The sequence below is a fragment of the Streptomyces regalis genome, assembly GCF_001509475.1.
In the GTDB taxonomy this organism is placed as follows: Bacteria; Actinomycetota; Actinomycetes; order Streptomycetales; family Streptomycetaceae; genus Streptomyces; species Streptomyces regalis.
In genome coordinates this window covers 1-1,776 of record NZ_LLZG01000183.1, presented here as the reverse complement: position 1 = coordinate 1,776, position 1,776 = coordinate 1, and the positions used below count along the sequence as shown (strand labels likewise).

Annotated in this window: 1 protein-coding gene; it reads right to left on the bottom strand. The window is 71.6% G+C overall.

Annotated elements, in window-relative coordinates; genetic code table 11:
• Position 1: 1 nt before the first annotated feature.
• A complete protein-coding gene (locus ADL12_RS21355; RefSeq protein WP_062704275.1) occupies positions 2–1,774 on the bottom strand; it encodes an acetyl/propionyl/methylcrotonyl-CoA carboxylase subunit alpha in 1,773 nt (590 codons plus the stop codon).
• Between the last annotated feature and the right edge of the window lie 2 nt (positions 1,775–1,776).

The following is a 1,776-nucleotide window of genomic DNA, read 5'->3' as shown; positions in this document are numbered from 1 at the left end:
CTCAGTCCTTGATTTCGCAGATGGGTGCGCCGGAGGTGAGGGAGGCGCCGACCTCGGCGGACAGGCCCTTGACGGTGCCGGACTTGTGCGCGTTGAGGGGCTGTTCCATCTTCATCGCCTCGAGGACGACGATCAGGTCGCCTTCCTTGACTTCCTGGCCTTCCTCGACGGCGACCTTGACGATGGTGCCCTGCATCGGGGAGGCGAGGGTGTCGCCGGAGGCCGCGGGGCCGGACTTCTTGGCCGCGCGCCGCTTGGGCTTGGCCCCGGCGGCCAGCCCGGTGCGGGCCAGGGTCATGCCCAGGGAGGCCGGCAGGGAGACCTCCAGGCGCTTGCCGCCGACCTCGACGACGACCGTCTCACGGCCCGCCTCGTCCTCGGCCTCGGTGCCGGCCGGGGTGGCGAAGGGCTTGATGTCGTTGACGAACTCGGTCTCGATCCAGCGGGTGTGGACCGTGAACGGGGCGCTGGAGCCGGTCAGTTCCGGCGCGAACGCCGGATCGGTGACCACCTTGCGGTGGAACGGGATCGCGGTGGCCATGCCCTCGATCTGGAACTCCGCCAGCGCGCGGGCCGCGCGTTGCAGCGCCTGCTCGCGGGTGGCGCCGGTGACGATCAGCTTGGCCAGCAGCGAGTCCCAGGCCGGGCCGATCACGCTGCCGGACTCCACGCCCGCGTCCAGGCGCACGCCCGGACCCGACGGCGCGGTGAACGTGGTGACGGTGCCGGGGGCGGGCAGGAAGCCCCGGCCGGGGTCCTCGCCGTTGATGCGGAACTCGAAGGAATGCCCGCGCAGCGGCGGGTCGTCGTAGCCGAGGTGCTCGCCGTCGGCGATGCGGAACATCTCGCGCACCAGGTCGATGCCGGCGACCTCCTCGGTGACCGGGTGCTCGACCTGCAGGCGGGTGTTGACCTCCAGGAAGGAGATCGTGCCGTCCGCCCCGACGAGGAACTCCACCGTGCCGGCGCCGACGTAGCCGGCCTCTTTGAGGATCGCCTTGGAGGAGGAGTACAGCTCGGCGACCTGCTCGTCGGACAGGAACGGCGCCGGCGCCTCCTCGACCAGCTTCTGGTGGCGGCGCTGCAGCGAGCAGTCACGCGTGGAGACGACCACCACGTTGCCGTGGGAGTCGGCCAGGCACTGGGTTTCGACGTGCCGGGGCTTGTCGAGGTAGCGCTCCACGAAGCACTCCCCGCGCCCGAACGCGGCCACCGCCTCACGCACCGCCGAGTCGTACAGTTCCGGGACTTCTTCCAGCGTCCGCGCCACCTTCAGGCCGCGGCCGCCGCCGCCGAACGCGGCCTTGATCGCGATGGGCAGGCCGTGCTGTTCGGCGAAGGCCACCACCTCGTCGGCCCCGGAGACCGGGTCGGGGGTGCCCGCGACCAGCGGGGCACCCGCACGCTGGGCGATGTGCCGGGCGGCGACCTTGTCACCCAGATCGCGGATGGCCTGCGGGGGCGGGCCGATCCAGATCAGCCCGGCGTCCAGGACGGCCTGGGCGAAGTCGGCGTTCTCCGACAAAAAGCCGTAGCCGGGATGGATCGCGTCCGCCCCGGACTCGCGCGCGGCTTTGAGGACCTTGTCGATGTCCAGATAGCTGGTGGCCGGGGTGTCACCGCCCAGGGCGAACGCCTCATCCGCGGCGCGGACATGCGACGCGTCCCGGTCCGGGTCCGCATAGACGGCCACGCTCGCGATCCCGGCGTCCCGGCAGGCCCGGGCCACGCGGACAGCGATTTCGCCACGGTTGGCGATGAGCACCTTGCGCACGA